Here is a 17067-nt window from a genome sequence, read left to right as displayed (position 1 = left end):
TACCGTACCCCCCTAGGGTATAAATGAGCCATGAGCGAGACGACCTCCGGCCAGCACGGGTACAGCGCCGGCAAAGAGGACTACCTGAAGCGCCTGCGGCGCATCGAGGGGCAGATCCGCGGCCTGCAGCGGATGGTCGAGGACGACAAGTACTGCATCGACATCCTGACCCAAGTGTCCGCCGCCACGAAGGCGCTGCAGTCGGTGTCGCTCGGCTTGATGGACGAACACCTGCAGCACTGCGTCAGCCAGGCGATCGCCGAGGGTGGCACGACCGCCGAAGACAAGATCCGCGAGGCGAGCGACGCGATCGCCCGGCTCGTCCGTTCCTGAAGAACCGAAGGGGAAGAACATGAGCGAGCAGACCTACACCGTGACCGGCATGACCTGCGAGCACTGCGTCCGTTCGGTCACCGAGGAGGTCAGCGAGATCGACGGCGTCACCGGCGTCGTGGTCGACCTGCCGACCGGGAAGGTGACCGTGACCAGCAGCAAGGACCTCGACGTCGCGGACGTGCGCGGCGCCGTCAAGGAAGCCGGCTACGAGCTGACCGCCTGAGGCGCGGCAGCTCCTCGACCTGCGGGCACTCGCCCGCGGTGAGGACACGGAAATGAACACAGCAGCGAAGCTCTCCGCCTACGGTGCGGCGCTCGCCCTGGTCGCCGGTGGCGCCTGGGCGACCGGCACCGCTGTCGGTCCCTTCTCCAGCGCGGCTGGAGTGCACGGCGACGAGGAAGCCGGGCACGGGGACACTCACAGCGGCACCGTCGCGGAGGCCGCGAACACCCACGAGCCCGGCGGGCTCGCGTCGTCCAGGGGCGGCTACACCCTCACGCCCACCAGCACGACGCTCACTCCCGGGACGACGACCCCCTTCACCTTCCGCATCACCGGCCCGGACGGGCACCCGGTGACCGCCTTCGATGTCGAGCACGAGAAGCGGCTGCACCTCATCGTCGTCCGGCGGGACACCGCCGGTTTTCAGCACGTGCACCCCGAGCTCGCGGCAGACGGCACCTGGAGCGTGCCGCTGTCCACCACGGACGCGGGCAGCTACCGCGCCTTCGCCGACTTCAAGCCGACCGGCGCCGAAGCGACGACCCTGGGCGTCGACCTCGTCGCGCCGGGTGACTTCCGGCCGGTCGAGCACGCGCCGTCGAAGACGTCCGCTGTGGACGGTTATCAGGTACGGCTCGATGGCGACCTGGTGCCCGGCAACACGTCGAAGATCACCGTCACGGTCACCAAGGACGGCAAGCCCGTCACGGACCTGCAGCCCTACCTCGGCGCGTATGGCCACCTCGTGGCGCTGCGCGGCGGCGACCTCGCCTACCTGCACGTCCACCCGGACGGCGAACCCGGCGACGGCAAGACCCCCGCGGGCCCCACGGTGACCTTCTACGCCGAGGTCCCTTCGGCCGGCACCTACCGGCTGTTCCTGGACTTCCAGCACGCCGGGAAGGTCCGCACGGCCGAGTTCACCGTCGACACGCGAGAGAAGGCGGGCGCATGAGTACCGAAGTCGAGCGTCCCCAGGTCGCGACCGGCGAGGTCGAGCTGGCCATCACCGGGATGACCTGCGCGTCGTGCGCGATGCGGATCGAGCGGAAACTCAACAAGCTGGACGGCGTAACCGCCACGGTCAACTACGCCACCGAGAAGGCGAAGGTGGTCTACTCCGGCGACGTCGAGCCGCAGCGCCTGGTCGAGCAGGTGGAGGCCGCGGGCTACGGAGCCACGCTGCCCGCCCCGAAGACCGAGGCACCGGAGGCTGCCGAGGAAGAGGATCCGACCCGCGCGTTGCGGCAGCGGCTGATCGTCTCGGCGTTGCTGTCGCTGCCGGTGGTGCTGCTGGCCATGGTGCCGGCGCTGCAGTTCACGTACTGGCAGTGGATTTCGCTGACGCTCGCCGCGCCGGTCCTGGTGTGGGGCGCGTGGCCGTTCCACCGTGCGGCCTGGGCGAACCTGCGCCACGGCGCCGCGACGATGGACACGCTGATCTCGCTCGGCACGCTGGCGGCGTTCCTGTGGTCGCTCTACGCGCTGCTGTTCGGCACCGCCGGCGTGGCGGGGATGACGCACCCGTTCGAACTGACCATCGAGCGGATGGCCGGCGACGGCAACATCTACCTCGAGGTCGCGGCCGGCGTGACGACGTTCATCCTGGCCGGTCGCTACTTCGAGGCGCGCTCCAAGCGCCGCGCCGGCGCCGCCCTGCGGGCGTTGCTCGAGCTGGGTGCGAAGGACGTCGCCGTCCTGCGGAACGGCCGCGAGGAGCGTATCCCGGTCGACCAGCTGCAGGTCGGGGACCGGTTCGTCGTGCGGCCCGGCGAGAAGATCGCCACCGACGGCGTGATCGACGACGGCAGCTCGGCGGTCGACGCCAGCATGCTCACCGGCGAAAGCGTGCCCGTCGAGGTCGGCCCCGGCGACTCCGTGGTCGGCGCGACCGTCAACGCAGGCGGCCGGCTGGTCGTGCGGGCGACCCGGATCGGCTCCGACACGCAGCTCGCGCAGATGGCGAAGCTGGTCGAGGACGCTCAGACCGGCAAAGCGCAGGTCCAGCGGCTCGCCGACCGCGTGTCGGCGGTGTTCGTCCCGATCGTCATCGCGCTCGCCGTGGGCACCCTGGCCTTCTGGCTCGGCGCGGGCGGCACGGCGTCGGCGGCGTTCACCGCCGCGGTGGCCGTGCTGATCATCGCCTGCCCCTGCGCGCTTGGGCTGGCCACGCCGACCGCGCTGCTCGTCGGCACCGGGCGTGGCGCGCAGCTGGGCATCCTGATCAAGGGCCCGGAGGTGCTGGAGTCGACCCGCCGGGTGGACACCGTGGTGCTGGACAAGACCGGCACCGTCACCACCGGCCAGATGGCGCTGGTCGAGGTCCACACCGCGGACGGCGTCGAGGTGGACGAGGTGCTCCGGCTGGCCGGGGCTCTGGAGAACGCCTCCGAGCACCCGATCGCCCAGGCGATCGCCCGCGGCGCCCGGGACAAGGTCGGCGACCTGCCCGAGGTCGAAGGCTTCACGAACATCGAAGGACTCGGTGTCCAGGGCGTCGTGGACGGCGCGGCGGTGCTCGTCGGCCGGACGGCGCTGCTGGCGGAGTGGAGCCTGCACCTTCCTGGCGAGCTGGTCGAGGCCAAGGCCGCGGCGGAGCAGCTCGGCCGGACGGCGGTCGCGGTCGGCTGGGACGGGCAGGCCCGCGCGGTCCTGGTCGTCGCCGACACGGTGAAGCCGACCTCGGCCGAGGCGATCGCGAAGCTGCGGGCACTCGGGCTGACCCCGGTGCTGCTGACCGGCGACAACGAGGCCGTCGCGAAGGCGGTGGCCGCCGAGGTCGGGATCGAGCAGGTGGTCGCCGAGGTGCTGCCGAAGGACAAGGTCGACGTCGTCCGGCGGCTGCAGGACGAGGGCAAGGTCGTGGCCATGGTCGGCGACGGCGTCAACGACGCGGCCGCTCTGGCCCAGGCTGACCTGGGCCTGGCGATGGGCACCGGCACCGACGTGGCGATCGAGGCCGCGGACCTGACGCTGGTGCGCGGCGACCTGCGGGCGGCGGTGGACGCGATCCGGCTGTCGCGGCGGACGCTGCGGACGATCAAGGGCAACCTGTTCTGGGCGTTCGCCTACAACGTCGCCGCGCTGCCGCTGGCCGCGGCCGGCCTGCTGAACCCGATGATCGCCGGCGCGGCGATGGCGTTCAGCTCGGTGTTCGTCGTCAGCAACAGCCTCCGCCTGCGCGGTTTCCGCGCGGCGAGCTGAGTGGTTCCGTGAGGGCCGCCCACCAGTCGGTGGGCGGCCCTCACGGGCAGGAAATCAGGCTGGTCCCGATCACGAGAGCGGCGGCGACCGCTGCGGGGGCAACCAGCGCGGCGAACCCGCCGGCCACCGACACCGCCCGGGCGACGAGCCGCGAGCCGGTCCGGACGGTCAGCCGCTGCAGCCGGATCGCGGTGTCGCCGCCAGCCATGGCCAGCGAGCGCCGGGGACCCTCTACCGCCCGGATGGACAGGAGGGCGGAACGAAGGGGCTCGGAGCCGCACTGCGTCGCCGCCGTCCGGTCGGCCGCCAGCTCGACCAGCAGCTGGACCGCGCCGGGCAGCTCGCGCATCAGCGGGATGAATCCGAGCGTGCGGCCCATTACATCCGCCATCGCCGTGAGCAGGTGGTGACGGCTGCGGACGTGGGCCCGCTCGTGCGCCAGAACCGCGTGCAGCTCCCGCTCCGACAGCCGGTCCTTCAACCCCGTGCTGGCGACGATCAGCGCCTGGCGCCCGCCGAGGCTGTAGGCGACCGGTTCGTCCTCCGGCAGCCAGAGGGTCGGCAGGCGGCGGCCGTCGGCCGAGCCGGACAGCCGCAGCGCGACCAGGTGGCGGCGGTGCAGAACGTTGCGGCGCCGGCGACGTCCGGCCGAAGCCAGCGTGAGCCGGGTGGCCGCGGCCAGCACGACGATGGCAGCCACGCTCCCGGCTATCGGGTCGAGGGCGGGCAGGCCACCGTGGCCGACCGCGGCCCAGCAGTCGTGCAGCACGGCCAGGACGGCCGCAGCCGGGCCGTGGCCGGGCAACACCAGGAGCAGAACGCCGGCGATGGTTCCGGCGATGAGCCCGGCCGCGGTCAGCAACCACCAGGCGAGCGCCGTGCCGGGGCCCACCTGGGCGGAGAGCCAGCTCAGCGGCCGTGGTGACCACCAGCCGACCACCAGGACCCCGAGCAGGAGCGCCGCCGCGGTGATCACCGTTTGCGCGGCTTCCGGCGCAGGGCCTTGCGGAGGAAGTCTGACTCCTCCTCGGACGCCGAACGCACGAAGTGCAGCAGCACCGACTCCCGGTCGCCACCGGAGTCGAGCAGCTCCCGCAGCGTCTGCGCGGTGGCCTCCTCGCGGGAGGAGACCGCGGTGTAGTGGTAGGCGCGGTTCTCCATCTCCCGGACGACCAAGCCCTTGCGGTGCAGGTTGTCCAGCACCGTCATGACGGTGGTGTAGGCCAGGTCGCGGTGCTGGTTGAGCTCGTCGAGCACCTCGCGGACCCGCATCGGTTCCGTTGCGTTCCAGAGCACGTCCATGATCGACGCCTCGAGCTCGCCCAACTTCAGCATGGCACCTCCGCGCAGAAGGATACCGGTCCGGCCGCGATCACCCGACGATGCGCCGGGCGCCCATCAAGTGGCCGTCGCCGCGCTGGGGACGCACATCGACCAGCTGTCCTTCGGTGGGGGCGTCGACCATCTTGCCGTCGCCGACGTACATCGCGACGTGGTGGATCGCGCCCGCGTTGCCCGTGCCGTCGTCGTAGAACAAGAGGTCGCCCGGGACGAGCTGGTTGAGCGGCACCGCCTTGCCGGCGGTGAACTGCTGGCGGCTGGAGCGCGGGATCGTGATGCCGGCCTGCTTGTACGCCCAGGACGTCAAGCCGGAGCAGTCGAACTGGTTCGGCCCGGTGGCGCCCCACTCGTACTCCGAGCCACGTTTGGACAGCGCGGCTTGCAGCGCGTCGTTCGCGGCCCCGGGCGGACCGAGGTAGGAACCGCTGTCCTGGACCGTACCGAGCTTGCGGCGATCGGACGAGGGAAGCTCGCCGAGCGCCTTGCGGACTTCGGCGATCTGTCCCTTCAGGTCCGCCTGGCGCTTGCGGACCTCGTCCAGTGCCGTGGCCGCGTCGTCGGCGGCCAGCTGGGCTGTCTTCTGCGCGTTCGCCGCGGCGGTTTTCGCGTTCTCGGCCTGGTTCACGGCCTCCCGCAAGCCACCGAGCACGACGGTCTTCTGATCGGCCAGCACCGACAACGCCGAAGCGCGGTCGAGGAACTCCTGCCGGTTACCGCTGTCGAGGAGCATCGCGGTGTTGTTGAGCTGCCCGCCGCCGAGCGCGGACAGCGCGATGGTGTCGACCTGCGGACGGAACTGCGCGATGGCCGCCTGTGCCTTGCCGAGCTCGTCGTTGGTCTTGGTCACGTCCGCGTTCGCCTTGTCGCGGTCGGCCTGCCGCGCGGTCAGCTGATCCTGGGCGGTCAGCAGGTCTTCGTCGGCCTTGGCGGCCTGCGCGCCCAGTTCCTGGTAGCGCTGCATCGGGTCCTGGCTGCTGGTGGGCGGCGGTGCCGGCTGCGCGCTGGCGGGGAGCGTCCCCAAGCCGATGAGCAGCAGTGCGGTGGTGGCGGCGAGCGGATGTCGCAGGGAGCGCCGGTGCGGTGTCACGGTGCTGAATCTCCTGTCGTGGGGACCTTCGGTGAAGTGGACCGCCCCGCCGGCCTGCGGGTCACAGTAAGGTAACGCGGGCGGTTTGTCCACTATCTGGCTTAGTACTAGACAGGTAGTTGTCAGCCCTCGGTGAAGGTTTTCGCTTCCGGGTCCACGAAGGGCGGATGTCACACGTCGGCACGTGCGCGAAGGCCACCCCGGGTGATCCCGGGGTGGCCTTCGCTGATCGGAATCAGCTCTGCGAAAGCAGGCCCTGCATCTCCGTGATCTCCGCCTGCTGGGCGTCGATGATCTTCTGGGCGAGTGCCTTGGCGTCGGCGTTGCTGCCCTTGGACAGCTCGGTCTTGGCCATCTCGACCGCGCCCTGGTGGTGCTTGATCATCATGTCGAGCCACATCTTGTCGAACTCGGCACCCTTGGCCTGTTCGAGCTTCTGCATGTCGGCGTCGGACATCATGCCGGGCATCGAGCCCATCGACCCGTGGTCCATGCCCGGCATGCTCGGCATCGACGAGGTCGAGGGAGCGCCCCAGGTGGTCAGCCAGCCCTGCATCTGCTGGATCTCCGGATCCTGGGCCTTCTCGATCCGGCTCGCCAGGTCGATGACCTTCGGGTTGGTGCTGCGGGACGGCACCAGCTTCGCCATGTCGAGGGCCTGGCTGTGGTGCGGAACCATCTGCTGGGCGAACGCGATGTCGTCGGCGTTGTGGTCCCCGGCCTGCTGGCTCGGGGACGCTGCCGGCGCGGACGGGCTGGAGCTCATGCCCGGCATGGACGCGTGGTCGCTGCTACTGCACGCACTCAGCACGAGCGCCGACACAAGGGCGACGCCGCTGACGAGCAGAGTTTTGCGCATGACAAATCCTTCTCTGTGAATTGCTGCTGTAAGACCGGTGAGGACCGCGGAGAACGCGGCCGGTCAGGTCCGCAGAACGCAGAGAGAGGTGAGGATCAGCCGGCCACGTCTGTCGGGCGGACGTCCGGGGACGGGAGAGCCGCGAGGGCTCACCGGCGCGAGAACCTTCGCCGGACGCGACCGGCTGAGCGCCAGGAGGGCGAGGAAAAGCGCCACCGCCGCACCGACCACGGCCATGCAGAGGTGGAGCAGATCGTGGGCGCCGTCCGGCATGCCGGGGTGGTGCTCGCCGGAGTCCCAACCGGCGACCATAGGTGATTCGAGCTGGACATTCGGCATGGCGTGCATCACGGAAGCGCTCTCCGGGGTCTTCGCCATGCTGACGTGGTGCATGGCGACGACGCACAGCGCGAGCGCGCACAGCAGCATGACCTGCTGTACCTTGCCGAGCCGGGCCGTCGCCATGCCTCTACGGTACCCAGTCCTGTGCGGTGGGCGCGGTGTGCCCCGCCCTCCCGCTAGGCGTTGTAGTACGAGAACCCATAGTTGTCGCGCGCGTTCCCTCAGCGCTTCGAGAGCATGTCTTGCGCCGAGGAGCAGGGCGGAGGCCAGGGTGATGGCGCTGATGATCGAAGTCTTGCGCACGTCAGTTCCTTCTCTGCTGGTTCAAGGGATTCGAACGAGGTCTCACGGAGCACCCGATCGATCACACCCGCAACACGCAGAGAGAGGTGAGGGTCGCTCGCCCGTGTAGGTCGGGTGACCGGCTGGGCCGTGGGGTGCCGCGAAGGCCCGCTGCTGTCGTCGCGCCGAGTCCGGGGAACCCGGCAAGGGCGAACAGCACGAGCAGGATTGATGGCATCCCGTCCAAGATGGCCAGGCACACGTGCGTCATCACGTGTGCGCCGCACGGCGGGCAGGCGTGGTGCGGCGACGCGGACCCGGTGTCCAGGGCCATGGCGGCCGGCGCCGGTTCCGCGTGTTCGACCACGGTTTCCGCGGTACCGGACATCGCGCCGGGCGGATTGAGGTGGTGCATAAGGATGACGCCGAGGGCGAGCGCGCACAGCAGGAACAGCCGCTTTGCCCCGCTTAGCGCGCCCGCCGGCATGGCATCTCCGAACAACGACCCCCCGGGCCGTTCCCGGGACACGCCTCCTACACGGGCACAGGGGTGAGCCGGTTCATCGGTCGTAGGGCGCGCAGGCGCCAAGCGGGTTCCGGGTGGCTACTACTTTAAGTAGTTCTATCCGGGGTCAAGCTGCGCCGACGATCGGCCGGAGCCGGATGGAGGAATGTTGCCGGTAAGCACAACTAGTCTACTTAGTAAAGTAGTAGCACATGAATGATTCGCGACTTTCGTAGCTGTGGCAACGGATATTGCCGGGCTAGCTTTCGTCTGCCGTCCGCACTCCCGGATGGGTCCCCAACGGAATCAAGGAGTTTGCCATGCGCAAATGGCGACTGCTTCTCCTCGTGCCGCTCGCGGTGGCGGCACTCGGTATCAGCACGACCGAGGCATCGGCGAGCAACAGCTGGGGCGGGTACCACTGGGCCCGCTCGTCGACATCCACCGTCCTCCGCCTGACCGTCCTCGACAGCGTCACCTCGACCTGGGACGCGAACCTCAGCAAGGCCAACTCCGACTGGAATCGTTCTTCGGTGTTCGAGAACGTACTTTCGGCGAGCGACACCAGTACGACGACGCGGCGCAGCTGTCCGGCCTCGTCCGGGCGGATCCGCGTGTGCAACTACACCTACGGCAGCACCGGCTGGCTGGGCGTCGCCGAGATCAACCTCTCCAGCGGGACGCACATCGCCTGGGGGACCACGAAGGTCAACGACTCGTACTCGATGGGTACCTACGCCAAGCAGCACGTGATGTGCCAGGAGGTCGGGCACGACTTCGGGCTGGACCACCAGTTCACGAACGCCGGGTCCTGCATGGACTACGCGGGGCAGAACGACCCCGCGTACGTCTCGCCGAACTCGCACGACTACAGCGAGCTGCTGACGATCTACAACCACGGTGACGGTTCGGCCGCAGCGGCGGCCCCGTCGCAGTCGAAGATCACCGCGGGCGGCGTCCAGACGTCCATCTACTGGAACGACTGACCTGGTGGCTCGGCCGGCCCGGGTGTCCCGGACCGGCCGAGTGCCGGTGGGTAGGAGCTTTCTCATGCGTTCGCGCGGTCCCGTGCTTCTCCTGATGAGCTTGACCGTCCTCACGGCCTGCCGCGCCGACCCGGCGCCGGCCGGAGGCCTGTCGATTCCGCCGCACCAGCCCTCCGTGGTGGCCGGGCCGTCCGGCACGCTCGACGTGGTCGTGCGTGAACCGGCCGACCGGTCGCAGACCGCGGTCCGTTACCTGCGTGTCGAGGACGACCAGGGCAAGCCGGTTCTCGAGCGCGAGTACCGGACTGCGCCGGCGGTGCTTTCGGCACCGTTGTCCGCCGCTCGCTACCGGGTGATCACCTGGAGCCGGGACTGCAGCGGTTCGTGCCAGGCCGCAACCGATGCGACGCTCGGCAAAGCCACCCGGATCTGCGGAACCCGCGTCTCGATCGCGGAGGGCGTGGTGGCCAAGGTCGCCGTCGAGGCACCGTCCGATGCGGACTGTTCGATGATCGTCGCCTGACCAGGTCTGGGTTCTTCAGTATTCATAGGGGTCTTGCGGGGCCTGGACGGCCTTCAAGGAGTCGACGACGAAGGTCGGCGTGTAGCTGTTCGCGGGGGTGGCGGTGTCGGGCCGGACCGTCCCCGTCGTCTCGACCCACTGGTCGTCTCGCAGCGCCGCCACGCCGGCGCCGGTGACCCTGACCTTGACGGGGAACGCGTCGGCGGCGCAACAGCCGATGACCAGGCGCGCCAAGTAGACCACGTTCCGGTTGTGCGCCACGAAACCGGTGAGGCGGACCGTCCGCCCGTTCAAGGAGTTCGTGGCGTCCCAGCCGGCCCGCGTCACGACCTCGGTCAGGGTCAGCGGGAGTGGGTTGCCGGACGCCAGCGGCGCGAACGCGCTCGTCTTCACCTGCCTGGCCTGCGAGATGACCCGTCCGTCCGAGCGGTTGACGCTGTCGGCCCCGAGGGCCGGTGGTGCGATCAAGAAGATCGCGAGCACCGGCAGGATGAGCATCCAAGTGCTGCGGGTTCGGTGGGCGTGGCCGTCGTGCTCAGTCGCGGGGTGTGGTTCGACGCGGCGTGCGGTGCGGATGTCCCTGGTGATCGCGGCGACGGCCAAGGCGGCCATGGCGGCGCCGGACAGGATCAGCCACGGTTGCTGGGCCGGCTTGACGTAGCGCAGGTAACTGCCGTCCACCGCGATCTTGATCAGTGCGCCGCCGAGCAGGAGCAGCAGGATGTTCTGGGATTCCCGCCTCACCGGGCACCTCCGAGGAACAGCAGCCCGGCACCGACGCCCGCGGCGATGGCCACGAGGAACGCCGCCGGCGCGAACCTGACGACGAACCGGCGGCCGAACGTGCCGCCGTAGAGGGCGATCAGCTTGACGTCCACTGCGGGGCCGACCACCAGGAAAACCAGCCTGGGCAAGAGCGGGAGCGCGGACATCGACGCCGCGACGAACGCGTCGGCCTGGCTGCACAGCGCCAGCACCACGGCCAGCAGGGCGAGCACGACGACCGCCAGCCAGAGGTGGCTGCCGAGCGAGACCAGCCAGGACTGGGGGACGAGGACGTTGAACACCGCCGCTGTCAGCCCGCCGACCACCAGAAAGCCGCCCGCTCCGACGAGGTCGTGCCGCGCGGTCTCGGTGAACACCGACCAGCGCGAGGCGGCGGGATCGGTGTTCGTCTTGCGCTGCACCCGCTCGGCCATCCACTCGGCACGTCCGAACTTCGCTCACAGCCAGCCCATCGTGATCGCCGTCGCCAGAGACCCGGCGAACCGGGCGGCGATCATCTCGGGCTGCCCCGGGAACGCCACGGCTGTCGCGACCAGGACGACCGGGTTGACCGCGGGGGCGGCCAGCAGAAAGGCGAGCGCCGCGCCTTGGGGCACGCCCTGTTGCATGAGCCGACGGGCGATGGGGACCGACGCGCACTCGCACCCGGGCAACGCCACCCCGGCGACGCCTGCGACGGGGACCGACATCGCCGCGTTTCGAGGAAGGAGCCGTTTCAGCAAGGCGGGCGGCACAAAGGCGGCGATCGCTCCGCTGAGCAGCACGCCCAGGACGAGGAACGGCAGGGCCTGGACGCAGACGGCGACGAACACGGTGGCGCCAGTGCCCAGCCCGGCAACGTCCAGGAGCTGGATCAGCTGCTTTTGCCCGACGAGCGCGAGCACGAGGATCACGCAGAGCACCTCGAGCGAGCCGACCCGGCGGCGCCGGGTCGCCGGAGAGGGGTGCTCGGGTGCCGCTTGATCACCCTTTGCGGAGGCTGTCACGCCGGACATGCTGCCAGGTGTAGTACGAACTAGGGTAGTAGACCCCGGTGGAACGGGCGCGGGCCCATGAGAGATGGGACCCGCGCCCGCTTCACGCGCCGGTACGGGGGGAGGGACCGGCGCGGCCGCGCGACTGCCTTGTTCAGGCGTCGGTCGACATAAGCGGCATACTACGTTAACTAGTAGTACCCGGGCAACGGGCGTGGTCGATGTCGGCCTTGATCCCTTTGAGTAACCGCACCACGGGTTCGAGCTCATCCACTTCGCGGCGGCAACATATGCAGAACCGGACGTGTTGCCGGTACGCGGCGGCTTCTGCGGGGTGGAGGATGCCGTGCAGGAAGGGGCTGGCGGTTGCGACTCGTGGGCATCTCCGTTCCATGGCCCGCCTCCCTTCGGGATCCTGGCCAACCAGCTACTAATTAGCATAGTATAGCCGGATTGTCGGGTTCGTCGCGGAATCCGGCTTGTTCGGCTCGGAGAAGGCCCTTCATCGCCTCGGCGGCGGCTCGCTCGTACCCGGCCCGCAGGCGCGCGGCAGTCTTCGGTGGGATCTCGCCGGCATCGACCTGGGCATCGAGGGCGACGATGTCGCGAAACGCCTGGTCCCGCTCTTCGGCGAGCTGCTGTCGGCTCACGGTCGCCCTTATGAGCCGGATGCCGGTGTGATTCCCGCGTCTGACGAGGTTTTCGCAGTGACGTCCACGGCGCAGTCCTCGGGACCGCATCCGCGCCGGCGCCAGCGCACGACCACCGCGGCGGCGAGAGCGGCGAGAGACAATGCTGCGAGCGCCGGCTGCACCGGAGCCCAGATGCCCAGGGCGCCGGAAATGCCGAGCAACCCGACCACGACCTTGTTGCACACCGGGCAACCGACGGCGAGCACCGCGGCGGTCACCGAGCCGACGATGCCGCCGCGCCCCCGGAGGTCGCCGGCCGGGCGGGGGATCGCCACCCACAGGCCGGTCAGTGCGACGGTCAAGGCCAGTACGGGGATTTCCCACCACCGCACCGGTGTCATCCGGGTGAAGAACGGCGTGTCGAGCACATCGGTGGGCACGCCGACAGCGAGCGCGCTCAGTGCGGCCGCGCCCACCGCGGCAGCCCACCGGCGGCGATCATTCCACATAGGACACCACCGTCATCATGGTCGACTCCCCGTGGTAGGCGTTGTGGCAGTGCGTCAGCCATTGCCCGGGATTGTCCGCGTCGAAGTCCACTTCGACCGTCCGGCGTGGGAGGACGAGCACGGTGTCCTTCCGCGGGCCGGGTGCGTTCTGGCCGCGCACCTGGAACGTGTGGCCGTGCAGGTGCATCGGGTGGTACATGTCGGAGTCGTTCACGAACCGCAGTCGGACCCGCTGTCGCTGCCGGACAGGGAGGCCGTCGGCGGGATCGTACGGTTTTCCGTTGATGGTCCAGTCGTACTTCGCGCCCGGGCTGGCGAGTTTCAGGTCGTGGGTGACGTCGGGTGCGCGGTTCTTCAAGTCCACCTGTGGAGCCGCGGAGAAGTCCTGGACGGTCTGCACCTTCGCCTTCTTCAGCAGCTCGGCGGCGCTGTCGTTCGCCGTGCCGGCCCGGCTGTTCCCGGCATGCACGAGGACCTGCGCGTACCCGCTCTTGCCCTCGGCGATGGCGAGGACTGGGACGCCGGTGGCCGGCACGGTGAAAACGGCGTCGATCCGCTCGCCCATGCCGAGCAGCACGGCCTCGGCGTCGCCGGATGCCGTGGTGGGGAAGCCGTCCGTGTGGGTGACGCGCAGCGGAACGCCGGGCACGCCGACCCGGAACGCGGTGTCGGCGCCCGCGTTGATCAGGCGCAGCCGGATGCGCTGCCCGGGCTTGCCCGGGAACGACGTCGGTGCGGTGGCGGTCCTGCCGTTGGCGAGGAAGTGCGGATAGGTGACGTCACCGGCATCGCCGCCGAGAAGGTCGGACTTCGGCATCCCGCCCATGTGGTCCATGCCCGGCATGGCGCCCATGTTCATGCCGTTCTGCTTGAGGTTCGCCAGCACGGCGTCGGGATCGGTGCCGGTGCCGTCGAGCCAGTCGTCGAAGACGATCACCAGCTCGGTGTCGTAGTCGCCGCCGTCGGCCGGGTCCTCCACGATGAGCGGGGCGTAGAGGCCGCGGTCGAGCTGCACGCCGACGTGCGGGTGGAACCAGAAGGTGCCCGCTTCGGGGACCGTGAATTCGTAGGTGAAGTCGCTGCCCGCGGCGACCGCGGGTTGAGTGAGGTCGGGTACGCCGTCCATGTCGTTGCGCAGGGCCAGACCGTGCCAGTGGATCGTGGTCGGCTGGGGCAGCCGGTTGCTCAGCTTGGCCTGCAGCACTTCGCCGCGCTTCAGCCGGATCTCCTTGCCGGGGAGCTGGCCGAAGCTCCACGTCCGCACCTGAACGCCGCCGAGGTCCAGCTCGCCGACCTGGGCGGTCAGGTCGACCGGGCGGACGACGGCGCCGGCCGGCCGCCGCGCGGCTTCGGCGCGGGCGATCAACGGCGACGTCGGGCCGACCTTGGCCTGCGGCGGCGGTGAGGCGCTGGACGAGCACGCCGCGAGCCCGAGTGCGGCGGTCGCGCCCGCGCCCAGTGCGAGAAAGCCGCGCCGGTTCAGCAGGGTGGACGGGCGTTCGGCAGGCGTCATGGTGTCCTCTGCGGGCCGAGGGTGTCTACTAAGGCTAATAGTAGAGACCCCGGGGATCACATCGCCGTGAGGTCACGCCGAAACGCGGCGAGCACCAGCCCGGATATCGGCCCTAGCGCCAGCGATACCACCGTGGCCGCGTACGCGGTGGTGGCTGCCCAGCGGTCGACGACAGTGGTTTCCTGCACCTCGGCGGAGCGTACGGCCGGCGCGATCCAGCGGAGGTAGTAGAAGAGGCTGGCGACGGTGTTGACGGCGGCCACGACGACGAGCCAGCCGTACCCGCCGTCGAGGGCCGCGGTGAAGACGGCCAGTTTTCCGGCGAAGACGGCGGTCGGCGGCGTGCCGACGAGCCCGAGCAGGCACACCACGAGGCTCACGGCCAGCCACGGGCGTTGGCGGAGCAGCCCGCGGTACTCGTCGATCAGCTTCCGCTGCGGGAGGGCGCAGACCACCGCGAAGGCGCCGAGGTTCGTCACGGCGTAGGCCGCGAGGTACAGGAGCATGCTCGGCAGAGCCAGAGAGCTGCGGCCGGCCACGACGACGGCCATGAGCAGGTAGCCGACCTGGCTGATCGTCGAATAGCCGAGCAGCCGGCGCACGTCGCGCTGGAAGAACGCGGCCAGGTTGCCGAGCGTCATGGTCACCGCGGCGATCAGGGCCACCAGTAGCGGCCAGTCGACGGACGAGCCGGACATCGCGGTCGCGACCAGCCGGTACGCGGCGACGACGCCGCCGATCTTCGGGACGGTCGTGAGGAACGCCGCGGCGGGCGGCCGGGTGCCTTCGGTGACGTCCGGGATCCAGAAGTGCGCCGGCACCGCGCCCATCTTGAACAGCAGCCCCGCCAGCACCCCGACGAATCCGACCGCGACCGCCGCGGTAGGGGCGGTGCCCAGCGACTTTTGCAGGTCGGCGTAGGTCGTCGCGCCGCCGACGCCGAAGAGGACGGTCGCCCCGGCCAGCATCGTGATCCCGAGCAGCGCGCCGAGCAGGTAGAACTTCAGGGCGCCTTCGGTGCCGAGGTCGTCCTTGGCGAACCCGGCGATCGCGTACAGCGGGATGCTGGCGAGCAGATACGCGGCGACGAGCAGGAGCAGGTCGTTCGCGCCGGTGAGCACGATCGTGCCCAGCGCGGCGAGCAGGACCAGGACGTACAGTTCGCTCTCGCGCGCCGACGATCGGAACTCCCCGGCGCTGACCCCGAGGGTGAGCAGGACGGCGACCAGGACGATGACTCGTCCGGCGTTGGTCGCGACGTCGATGGCGTAGCTGTCCCCGAACACCGTGCGGGCCGGGTCGTTCCAGACCGCCACGGTCGCGACCACGGCGGCCGCGCAGGCGAGGGCGGTGAGGAGCCGGACCGGCCACTGCCGTTGCCTGGGCAGGTAGGACCCGAGCAGCAGCCCGGTGACCGCGGCCACCGCGAGGATGATCTCGGGCAGCAGCGCGAGGGGGTCCTCGTTCATCATCTCCACGGCGCGGTCACCGGGCCAGCAGGTTCAGGACCGACCGCGACGCCGGTTCGATCAGGTCGAGCAGGAACCGCGGGAAGACACCGACGACGATGGCGAGCACTAGCAGTGGCGCGATCGAGGCGCCTTCGGCGACCGTGAGGTCGGCCGTGGGCTTGTTCACCTTGCCCAGGAACACCTTCTGGAACGCGCGGAGGAACAGCGCGGCGGTCACCAGGATGCCGAGGAAGGCCAGCACGGTCGCGACCGGCGCCGGACCCAGCGAGCCGGTGAAGATCTGGAACTCCGCGATGAATCCGGAGAACCCGGGCAGGCCGAGCGACGCGAACGCGGCGGCCGCGGTCAGCCCGGCGAACCGGGGCGCGCTCGCGGCCAGGCCGCCGTAGCGGTCCATGTCATAGGTGCCGCCGCGTTCGTAGAGCACGCCGGCGAGCAGGAACAGCGCGCCGGTGATGAGGCCGTGGCTGACCATCTGCGTGACTGCGCCGGTGACGGCGAGCTGACGCGCTTCGACGTCCGAGTTCGCGACGAGACCGGCCGCGCCGACCGCGAGCACGATGTACCCCATGTGGTTGACCGACGTGTAGGCGATCATCCGCTTGAAGTCCCGCTGCCCCAGCGCGACCAACGCTCCATAGAGGACACTCACGACGCCGACGATCACGAACACGAGTGCGTAGCGGCGCCAGGTGTCCGGCAGGATCGGCATCGCGATCCGCACGAACCCGTAGGTGCCCATCTTCAGCAGCACGCCGGCCAGGATCGCGGACCCGGCGGCGGGCGCTTCGGTGTGCGCGGGCGGCAGCCACGTGTGGAACGGCACGGTCGGTGTCTTGATCGCGAAGCCGACGCCGAGCGCGAGCAGGACCAGCCCCGCGGCCCACCCGCCGCCTGCCAGCGGTGTCCGGCGGGTCAGCTCCACGATGTCGAAGGTGTGCGGCGACGCCGTCACGTACAGCGCGATGAATCCGACCAGCAGTGCCAGCGAACCGACGAAGGTGTAGAGGAAGAACTTCAGGGCTGCGCGCGCCGCGTCACGGTGTCCCCAGCCGGCGATCACGAAGTACATGCCCACAATGGACAGATCGAAGAAGACGAAGAACAGGATCAGGTCGAGCGAAACGAACAGCCCGAGGCTGACGGACTCGAGGAACAGGAACAGAACCGCGAAGGACCGGACGCGATGTTCTTGCCGCAGCGAATAGACCGCGCAGGCCAGGAACAGCACGGCCGTGAGAGCCAGCAGCGGCAGGCTGAGGCCGTCGACGCCGAGGTGGTAACCCGAGCTGATGCTCGGGATCCACCGCAGGTTGACCTCGTAGGCGTAGCCGTCGCCGCCGGGGTAGCCGATCCAGAGCGCGATGACCAGGGCCAGCTCCACCGTCGCGGCGGCGATCCACCACCAGCGGATGAAGGGGTCACCGGCGCGCGGCAGCACCAGCGGCACCACCGCGGCCACCAGGGGCAGGAACACCACGACGCTGAGCACG

18 protein-coding genes and 1 pseudogene are annotated in these 17067 nt (G+C 69.9%); 6 read left to right on the top strand and 13 right to left on the bottom strand.

Annotated features, from left to right (window positions below; genetic code table 11):
- The first annotated feature begins 30 nt into the window (after window positions 1-30).
- The 4 genes from G3I65_RS09360 to G3I65_RS09345 are packed head-to-tail and all read left to right on the top strand — an operon-like array spanning window position 31 to window position 3763.
- Entirely contained in the window at window positions 31-333 is a 303-nt protein-coding gene (locus G3I65_RS09360) for a metal-sensitive transcriptional regulator (protein ID WP_160695733.1), read from the top strand.
- Between the two features lie 19 nt (window positions 334-352).
- Complete coding sequence (locus G3I65_RS09355; protein ID WP_160695732.1) at window positions 353-559, top strand: heavy-metal-associated domain-containing protein; 207 nt, start codon at window positions 353-355, stop codon at window positions 557-559.
- A 52-nt stretch (window positions 560-611) separates the two neighbouring features.
- Window positions 612-1514, top strand: coding sequence for a hypothetical protein (locus tag G3I65_RS09350; protein WP_160695731.1), 903 nt, complete (start codon window positions 612-614; stop codon window positions 1512-1514).
- Window positions 1511-3763, top strand: a complete 2253-nt coding sequence (locus tag G3I65_RS09345; protein WP_160695730.1) for a cation-translocating P-type ATPase — start codon at window positions 1511-1513, stop codon at window positions 3761-3763. Before G3I65_RS09350 ends, G3I65_RS09345 begins: the two co-directional genes overlap by 4 nt.
- A gap of 40 nt (window positions 3764-3803) precedes the next feature.
- Here G3I65_RS09345 and G3I65_RS09340 read toward each other — a convergent pair whose 3' ends face one another.
- The 6 genes from G3I65_RS09340 to G3I65_RS09315 all read right to left on the bottom strand — a co-directional run bounded on the left by G3I65_RS09340 (window position 3804) and on the right by G3I65_RS09315 (window position 8161).
- The gene (locus G3I65_RS09340; protein WP_160695729.1) at window positions 3804-4739 is read right to left on the bottom strand and encodes a M56 family metallopeptidase; all 936 of its coding nucleotides are present in this window, start codon (window positions 4737-4739) and stop codon (window positions 3804-3806) included.
- Window positions 4736-5098 (bottom strand): BlaI/MecI/CopY family transcriptional regulator, encoded by a 363-nt coding sequence (locus G3I65_RS09335; RefSeq protein ID WP_160695728.1) that lies wholly within the window; start codon window positions 5096-5098, stop codon window positions 4736-4738. Before G3I65_RS09335 ends, G3I65_RS09340 begins: the two co-directional genes overlap by 4 nt.
- A 37-nt stretch (window positions 5099-5135) precedes the next feature.
- The gene (locus G3I65_RS09330; protein ID WP_160695727.1) at window positions 5136-6191 is read right to left on the bottom strand and encodes a C40 family peptidase; all 1056 of its coding nucleotides are present in this window, start codon (window positions 6189-6191) and stop codon (window positions 5136-5138) included.
- A 235-nt stretch (window positions 6192-6426) separates the two neighbouring features.
- Entirely contained in the window at window positions 6427-7050 is a 624-nt protein-coding gene (locus G3I65_RS09325; RefSeq protein ID WP_160695726.1) for a DUF305 domain-containing protein, read from the bottom strand.
- A 63-nt stretch (window positions 7051-7113) separates the two neighbouring features.
- Window positions 7114-7515 (bottom strand): hypothetical protein, encoded by a 402-nt coding sequence (locus G3I65_RS09320; protein WP_160695725.1) that lies wholly within the window; start codon window positions 7513-7515, stop codon window positions 7114-7116.
- 241 nt (window positions 7516-7756) lie between these two features.
- Window positions 7757-8161 carry a hypothetical protein gene (locus tag G3I65_RS09315; RefSeq protein WP_160695724.1) on the bottom strand — a complete coding sequence of 135 codons (405 nt, stop codon included), beginning with the start codon at window positions 8159-8161 and terminating at the stop codon, window positions 7757-7759.
- A gap of 338 nt (window positions 8162-8499) precedes the next feature.
- Between G3I65_RS09315 and G3I65_RS09310 the strand changes: the two genes are divergently transcribed.
- Both G3I65_RS09310 and G3I65_RS09305 read left to right on the top strand, forming a co-directional pair.
- On the top strand, window positions 8500-9165 hold the full coding sequence (locus G3I65_RS09310; RefSeq protein WP_160695723.1) for a hypothetical protein: 666 nt from the start codon (window positions 8500-8502) through the stop codon (window positions 9163-9165).
- Between the two features lie 94 nt (window positions 9166-9259).
- Window positions 9260-9688, top strand: coding sequence for a hypothetical protein (locus G3I65_RS09305; RefSeq protein WP_160695722.1), 429 nt, complete (start codon window positions 9260-9262; stop codon window positions 9686-9688).
- Between the two features lie 15 nt (window positions 9689-9703).
- Here the strand turns inward: G3I65_RS09305 and G3I65_RS09300 are convergent, their stop codons facing one another.
- The 7 genes and pseudogenes from G3I65_RS09300 to G3I65_RS09270 form a co-directional block, all read right to left on the bottom strand.
- A complete protein-coding gene (locus G3I65_RS09300; protein WP_160695721.1) occupies window positions 9704-10432 on the bottom strand; it encodes a TIGR03943 family putative permease subunit in 729 nt (242 codons plus the stop codon).
- Window positions 10429-11469: pseudogene (locus G3I65_RS09295) on the bottom strand (permease). The gene G3I65_RS09300 and the pseudogene G3I65_RS09295 overlap by 4 nt, the downstream one beginning before the upstream one ends.
- A 413-nt stretch (window positions 11470-11882) precedes the next feature.
- Complete coding sequence (locus G3I65_RS09290) at window positions 11883-12098, bottom strand: hypothetical protein (protein ID WP_160695720.1); 216 nt, start codon at window positions 12096-12098, stop codon at window positions 11883-11885.
- Between the two features lie 8 nt (window positions 12099-12106).
- The gene (locus tag G3I65_RS09285; protein ID WP_309235347.1) at window positions 12107-12556 is read right to left on the bottom strand and encodes a hypothetical protein; all 450 of its coding nucleotides are present in this window, start codon (window positions 12554-12556) and stop codon (window positions 12107-12109) included.
- Between the two features lie 22 nt (window positions 12557-12578).
- Window positions 12579-14102 carry a multicopper oxidase family protein gene (locus G3I65_RS09280; protein WP_160695718.1) on the bottom strand — a complete coding sequence of 508 codons (1524 nt, stop codon included), beginning with the start codon at window positions 14100-14102 and terminating at the stop codon, window positions 12579-12581.
- 56 nt (window positions 14103-14158) lie between these two features.
- Window positions 14159-15571, bottom strand: coding sequence for an NADH-quinone oxidoreductase subunit N (locus G3I65_RS09275; protein ID WP_160695717.1), 1413 nt, complete (start codon window positions 15569-15571; stop codon window positions 14159-14161).
- A gap of 16 nt (window positions 15572-15587) precedes the next feature.
- Window positions 15588-17066 carry a NuoM family protein gene (locus G3I65_RS09270; RefSeq protein ID WP_160695716.1) on the bottom strand — a complete coding sequence of 493 codons (1479 nt, stop codon included), beginning with the start codon at window positions 17064-17066 and terminating at the stop codon, window positions 15588-15590.
- Between the last annotated feature and the right edge of the window lies 1 nt (window position 17067).

The sequence above is a fragment of the Amycolatopsis sp. SID8362 genome (genome assembly GCF_010550475.1).
Lineage (GTDB): Bacteria > Actinomycetota > Actinomycetes > Mycobacteriales > Pseudonocardiaceae > Amycolatopsis > Amycolatopsis eburnea.
This window is presented reverse-complemented; position numbering and strand designations above follow the sequence as displayed.

Coding starts and splice junctions, on each gene's coding strand:
- G3I65_RS09360 (WP_160695733.1), top strand. CDS start 31: ATGAGCGAGACGACCTCCGGCCAGCACGGGTACAGCGCCGGCAAAGAG.
- G3I65_RS09355 (WP_160695732.1), top strand. CDS start 353: ATGAGCGAGCAGACCTACACCGTGACCGGCATGACCTGCGAGCACTGC.
- G3I65_RS09350 (WP_160695731.1), top strand. CDS start 612: ATGAACACAGCAGCGAAGCTCTCCGCCTACGGTGCGGCGCTCGCCCTG.
- G3I65_RS09345 (WP_160695730.1), top strand. CDS start 1,511: ATGAGTACCGAAGTCGAGCGTCCCCAGGTCGCGACCGGCGAGGTCGAG.
- G3I65_RS09335 (WP_160695728.1), bottom strand. CDS start 5,098: ATGCTGAAGTTGGGCGAGCTCGAGGCGTCGATCATGGACGTGCTCTGG.
- G3I65_RS09325 (WP_160695726.1), bottom strand. CDS start 7,050: ATGCGCAAAACTCTGCTCGTCAGCGGCGTCGCCCTTGTGTCGGCGCTC.
- G3I65_RS09320 (WP_160695725.1), bottom strand. CDS start 7,515: ATGGCGACGGCCCGGCTCGGCAAGGTACAGCAGGTCATGCTGCTGTGC.
- G3I65_RS09315 (WP_160695724.1), bottom strand. CDS start 8,161: ATGCCGGCGGGCGCGCTAAGCGGGGCAAAGCGGCTGTTCCTGCTGTGC.
- G3I65_RS09310 (WP_160695723.1), top strand. CDS start 8,500: ATGCGCAAATGGCGACTGCTTCTCCTCGTGCCGCTCGCGGTGGCGGCA.
- G3I65_RS09305 (WP_160695722.1), top strand. CDS start 9,260: ATGAGCTTGACCGTCCTCACGGCCTGCCGCGCCGACCCGGCGCCGGCC.
- G3I65_RS09280 (WP_160695718.1), bottom strand. CDS start 14,102: ATGACGCCTGCCGAACGCCCGTCCACCCTGCTGAACCGGCGCGGCTTT.
- G3I65_RS09275 (WP_160695717.1), bottom strand. CDS start 15,571: ATGAACGAGGACCCCCTCGCGCTGCTGCCCGAGATCATCCTCGCGGTG.